Consider the following 6019-nt stretch of genomic DNA (forward strand, 5'->3'; position numbering starts at 1 on the left):
TCGGCCAGCTCGGGGTGGGTGTCGGTCGGGTGGGCCTGGCGCTGGTCCAGGTGCTCGCTCGGGTCGGTCATGCCCTTGGCAGCGACCAGCTGGCGCACATGGCCCAGCACGCCGCCTGCGACCGTCTCGCCCCGGTCCCAGTTGGCCTGTAGCGCTTCATCCACCAGCGGGGCCAGCGCGCTGATGCGCAGCAAGGACGACGCAACGGCCTGCGGGCTCACGACCTGCGCGCCCACCGCATCGGCGGCCAGCTCGCGCTTGCGGCTCCAGTAGCGCACCGCTTCGTGGAAGCTGTCCAAGAACATCTCGCCAAACAAGGTGGCTGGCCGGCGCAGAATGTCCATCCAGGAGCCCTCATGGCGCTCACCGCCGCTGATGGCCACCAGGTGGTGGAGGGTGGCGCTGTAGATCGGTGAGAAGCGCTGGCTGTAGAGCGTGTCCTCGCCGATAAAGTGGCCCAGCTCATGGCCGATCACGGCGGCAACCTCGCCGGCATTGAGAAAGGCCATATAGGGCAAGGGCAGGTACAGCACCCGCCCCTGGGGCAGCAAGGCGCCACTGGCCAGCTGCACCGGGTGCTCGGTCACAAAAAAGCCTTCGTTCAGGCCCACGACCAGCGCGTCGGGCATGCCGGCGCCGGTCTTGGCGGCCACGCGGTCCACAAAGGCCCAGAGTTCGGGCGCCTGCTGGCGGCTGACGGTCTGGCCCATCACCTCGATGGGCGCGTTCTCCAGCGGCTTGCGCGATGCCTTCCAGACATCGATCAGCACCTTGCAGCCCGAGTAGAGCAGGAACAGCGCCAGGCCGCCGAGGATGAACATCAGCTTCATGTCGCCCTTGCTGTAGTTGCGGTGGCGCAGGATGGGCATCATCTCGTAGACCAGCAGCGGGATGGCCGCACCGAACAGCAGCAGCACCATGACCACCATATAGGTGGGCAAGAGCTTGCGGCCCTTCTGGAAGGTCGCGAGCAGCTGCTCGCGCGACTGCAGGGCCTTGGCGCCCATGCCGCGCTGGTACACCACCCCCAGCGCCGACCAGAGCAGCGCCAGCACGCTGAAGGCGATAGTGCAGCCCGCCAGCACCGGCTGCAAGTTACGGGTGGTGACATTCAGACCCTGGTTTTGCAGGTCCTGGATGGCCATCAGGTACTCGTTTTTGACCTTCCAGACCGGGTATTCCTTGCCCTCGCTGTCCCGCACCGTCGCACGGCGGCCGGGCTTTTCGGCCTCGATCGCCTCGAGCTGGCGCACCACCTGCTGGTACTGGGCGATCTGCGCGCCCACATCCGAGACCGGCGTATCGGCCCGCGACCATTGCCAGAGGCCAATGGCCAGCATCAGCAGCGGAATCCCGAACAACCCCCCCCACCGCTGGGCCAGCGCCAGCCATTTCTTGTCGGTGTCCGACATAGTGCAACTCCCCGTCTTTGTTATCGATCTGCAGCCCCCGGGGGCGCCGCATTTGTGAGCGGCCATTATTTAGAAAAATAATGACGTGAACAAATACCCACAAGTAACAGAATGATGCGGATGTTTTCGCAGCCGTTGGGCCCAAAAAGCGAAACCGCCTGGGCCGGATCGGCCACAGGCGGTTGGGTAGGCGGCAGGCGCCGGGCGGTGCGACCGGCGGCCGCAGCGGCTCTAGCGCTCGCTTAGTTCAGCTCTTCCTTGCGGATGCGGGTGATCGGCGCCAGCACGGTGGGCAGGCCCTGGATTTCGGCCAGTGCCTTGTCCATATCGCCTTCGCGCGTGTCGTGCGTCAGGATGATCAGGTCGGTCTGGGTCGAGCCTTCACCACCGACTTCGTCGGCTTCGCGCTGCAGCACCGCATCGATGCTGATGCCGGCGCCCGCCAGCAGACCGGTGACCTTGGCCAGCACGCCGGCCTCGTCGGCCACGCGCATGCGCAGGTAGTAGCTGGTGGTGATATCGGCCATCGGCAGCACCGGCAGCTCCTGCCCCGCTTCGCGCAAGGTGCTGCTCTGGAAGGCCAGGGGCGGTACGCGGTGGGCCACAGCGGCGCCTTCGAGGCGGGCGATGTCGACCAGATCGGCAATCACGGCCGAGGCGGTGGGCTCGGAGCCTGCGCCCTTGCCGTAGTACAGGGTCGTGCCCACGGCATCGCCATGCACCACCACGGCATTCATCGCGCCTTCCACATTGGCGATCAGGCGCTTGGATGGCACCAGCGACGGATGCACCCGCAGCTCGATGCCCTTGTCGGTGCGCTTGGTGATGCCCAGGAGCTTGATGCGGTAGCCCAGCTGCTCGGCATAGCGGATATCGACCGACGACAGCTTGGTGATGCCCTCGACATAGGCCTTGTCGAACTGCACCGGCACGCCAAAGGCGATGGCGCTCATCAAGGTGGCCTTGTGCGCGGCGTCCACGCCTTCGATGTCGAAGGTCGGGTCGGCTTCGGCGTAGCCCAGGCGTTGCGCTTCTTTGAGCACCACGTCAAAGTCCAGGCCCTTGTCGCGCATCTCGGAGAGGATGAAATTGGTGGTGCCGTTGATGATGCCGGCAATCCACTGGATCTGGTTGGCGGTCAGGCCTTCGCGCAGCGCCTTGATGATCGGGATGCCACCGGCCACGGCCGCTTCGTAGGCCACCATCACGCCCTTGTCGGCCGCTGCCTTGAAAATCTCCGAGCCATGCACGGCCAGCAGGGCCTTGTTGGCCGTCACCACATGCTTGCCAGCGGCAATCGCCTCCAGCACCAGGGTCTTGGCCACGCCATAACCGCCGATCAGCTCGATGACCACATCGATGTCGGGATTGGCGATCACCTCGCGCGCGTCCTTGACGACGGCGGCCTGGTCACCCACCACCGCACGGGCACGGGCTTCATCCAGATCGGCCACCATGGTTACGGCAATATCGCGGCCAGCGCGGCGGCGAATCTCGTCATGGTTACGTTGCAACACGTTGAAGACACCACTACCGACGGTGCCGATGCCCAACAAGCCTACTTGGATCGGTTTCATAAATTCTCTTGGATACGTTGAATAACCAACAAGGCGCCCAGCCGGACGCCTGTCGTTGTCAGATAGGAAAGGCGGCGACTCAGGCAGCGGATTTTTCTGCCTTGGTCTTGACCAGCTTGATATCAGCCTTATGGGCTTGCGCAAGCTGCTCGGTTCCGTGGCGAAGTCGGTACTTGGCCAGGAAGGCGGCCAGGCGGTTGATCGCTTCGCGCAGGTCCGCCTCATGGGGCAGGAACACGATGCGGAAGTGGTCAGGCCGTGGCCAGTTGAAGCCGGTGCCCTGGACCAGCATCACGCGGGTCTCCTTGAGCACCTGCAGGAAGAATTCCTGGTCGTCCTCGATCGGGTAGACCGCAGGGTCGAGCTTGGGGAACATGTAGAGCGCGCCCTGGGGCTTGACGCAGCTGACACCGGGGATGGCATTGATCAGCTCCCAGGCCAGGTCGCGCTGCTTGCGCAGGCGCCCGCCTTCTTGCACCAGCTCATCAATGCTCTGGTGGCCGCCCAGCGCGGTCTGCACGGCCCACTGGCCGGGCACATTGGCGCACAGGCGCATGTTTGAGAGCATGTTCAGGCCCTCGATATAGTCGGCAGCGCCCGTCTTGTCGCCGGAGATCACCATCCAGCCGGCGCGGTAGCCGCAGCTGCGGTAGGCCTTGGAGAGCGAATTGAAGGTGATGGTCAGCACATCCTGCGACAGCGAGGCCATCGGCGTGTGCTTGGCATCGTCATACAGCACTTTGTCATAGACCTCATCGGCAAAGATGACCAGGCCATGCTCACGCGCGATCTGCACGATGTCGCGCAGCAGGGCGTCGGAATAGAGCGCGCCGGTGGGGTTGTTGGGGTTGATGACCACGATGCCCTTGGTGCGGGGCGTGATCTTGGCACGGATGTCGGCCAGGTTGGGCATCCAGCCGTTTTCTTCGTCGCACATATAGTGCACTGGGGTGCCGCCCGACAGACTGGTCGCCGCCGTCCACAGCGGGTAGTCGGGGGCTGGCAGCAGCATTTCGTCGCCAGTATCGAGCAGCGCATTGGTGGCCAGACTGATCAGCTCGGAGGCGCCATTGCCCAGGTAGATGTCGTCCAGACCCACGCCCTTGATGCCCAGGCGCTGGGTTTCGTGCATCACCGCCTTGCGCGCGGCAAAGATGCCCTTGCTGTCGGAGTAGCCCGCCGAGTTCGGCAGGTTGCGGATCATGTCCTGCTGCACCTCTTCAGGGGCATCGAAGCCAAACACCGCCAGGTTGCCGATGTTGAGCTTGGTGATCTTCTGTCCTTCGTCCTCCATCCGCTTCGCCGCGTCCATGATCGGCCCTCGAATGTCGTAACACACATTGGCCAGCTTGGCGGATTTTTGAATCGTCTTCATGACAGAAACCACTACCTCTGAAAACACGGGATTGCAGCCGGCTGGCAACCATGCCAATACCTCGAACCCACAACCCAACTAGGTGAAAACTATAATTTGACCACAGATCCTTGCGTTGATCGCCCTGTAGTGGCTCCCTGTGCCTGCGGCACCGGGCCCCGCCCCGTCCCAGCCCCGTTTGCAGAAAGCCCGCGCCATGAAGTTCCAGCCCGATAAATCCGACACCTTGACCATCACAGGCTATGGCCCGGGCTGGCTGGCCGTGGACAAGCAGTCCTATGCATACAGCCTGGTGGTCGGCTCCAACGGCACCCTCCAGCGCTGGGATTGCGAGCGCTTCGAAGACCTGGGCCCCGCCCATTTCGCCCAGCTCGCCGAGGCCGATGTCGAAACGGTCATTTTCGGCAGTGGCAATCGGTTACGTTTTCCTTCGCCTGCCTGGCTGGCTCCACTGATTGCAAAACGTATCGGCTTCGAGACCATGGATACGCCCGCTGCATGCCGTACCTACAACGTATTGGCTGGTGAGGGACGCAAGGTCTTGCTGGCCGTGCTGCTGGAGGCTCCTGCTCTATAACCACAATCGATAGCCTGTGTTTATCAGTGGGGCTCGATAAATATTTCGATTCGGGTTAAAATACTCGCTTGCGGCCGCGGGCCTGAATAACAACTAGATGAATACTTTGATTCCTGCGGCCTTTTTGCGATTACTCCGGAGAAAATAGAGAGCTATGGCTGTTGTTGTCAACAAACCCTTGCCAGAATTTGAAGCACAAGCGACGGGAGGCCTGAAGGTCTCCAATGCGTCGCATCAGGGGCAAATTCTGGTGCTGTACTTCTACCCCAAGGATAACACCCCCGGTTGTACCACCGAAGCCATGCAGTTCCGCGACAAGTACGCGGATTTTGTCAAGGCTGGTGCAGCCGTCTTCGGCGTGTCGCGCGACAACATGAAGTCGCACGACGACTTCAAGGAAAAGCTTGAGCTGCCCTTCGAGCTGATCGCCGATACCGAAGAGAAGCTGTGCCACATGTTCGGCGTCGTCAAGAACAAGATCATGTACGGCAAGAAGGTCAAGGGCATCGAGCGCTCGACCTTCCTGGTCGGCCCTGATGGCATCTTGGTGCAAGAATGGCGCGGCCTGAAGGTGCTGGGCCATGTCGAAGAAGTGCTCAAGGCCGTCAAGTCGATGAAGGCTGCGCAAAAGAAGGCTGCCTAAGCCGCTGCGCCAGGCGGCAACCTTGTGGCGGCGCGCGATCTGCGGATGCGCGCCGTTGCGGTTTCCGTCTTTCTGGGCCGACACCGCGATCCATGACTGCGATTGCTGGTTTCGGGGCGCCCAGAATGTGCATAATGGGCTCCATATGTATGTGAGTCCGGATTGTTCTGTCATTCCCCATGAAAAAGGCTGTCTTGCTTGCGAGATGGCCTTTTTTGCATCCGGGGTGGCAGGCGTTCGGAGTGAGTTCGCCCATTTGGCGAGTGTTTAGATAAAGGCCCCGAGCTCCATGCCCTTGCCTCCCGCACCTCCCCGCCGTGGCAGCCAGCTTTCCGCTGGTGACTTTTCCGCCAAGACCAACACCCCATCCCGTGCATCCGCGGCCGCTGCGCGCGATGAACAAGACGACGATCTTCTAGACCTGGACACGGCGCC

The 6019-nt window shown here is 62.3% G+C and carries 5 protein-coding genes; 2 read left to right on the forward strand and 3 right to left on the reverse strand.

From position 1 onward, the window contains the following. The 3 genes from H928_RS0105215 to H928_RS0105225 form a co-directional block, all read right to left on the reverse strand. Positions 1-1412 (reverse strand): M48 family metallopeptidase (locus H928_RS0105215; protein WP_021025565.1); only part of this gene is annotated, 1412 nt, incomplete at its 3' end. A gap of 242 nt (positions 1413-1654) precedes the next feature. Further along, positions 1655-2989, reverse strand: a complete 1335-nt coding sequence (locus H928_RS0105220; RefSeq protein WP_021025566.1) for a homoserine dehydrogenase — start codon at positions 2987-2989, stop codon at positions 1655-1657. Positions 2990-3068: 79 nt separating this feature from the next. Continuing rightward, the gene (locus H928_RS0105225; RefSeq protein ID WP_021025567.1) at positions 3069-4364 is read right to left on the reverse strand and encodes a pyridoxal phosphate-dependent aminotransferase; all 1296 of its coding nucleotides are present in this window, start codon (positions 4362-4364) and stop codon (positions 3069-3071) included. A 196-nt stretch (positions 4365-4560) separates the two neighbouring features. Here H928_RS0105225 and H928_RS0105230 point away from each other — a divergent pair, with 196 nt between their 5' ends. After that, complete coding sequence (locus H928_RS0105230) at positions 4561-4941, forward strand: Mth938-like domain-containing protein (protein ID WP_021025568.1); 381 nt, start codon at positions 4561-4563, stop codon at positions 4939-4941. Positions 4942-5095: 154 nt separating this feature from the next. Continuing rightward, the gene (locus tag H928_RS0105235; protein WP_021025569.1) at positions 5096-5584 is read left to right on the forward strand and encodes a peroxiredoxin; all 489 of its coding nucleotides are present in this window, start codon (positions 5096-5098) and stop codon (positions 5582-5584) included. The last annotated feature ends 435 nt before the right edge of the window (positions 5585-6019 follow it).

The sequence above is a fragment of the Comamonas sp. B-9 genome, from assembly GCF_000410635.1.
Lineage (GTDB): Bacteria > Pseudomonadota > Gammaproteobacteria > Burkholderiales > Burkholderiaceae_C > Comamonas.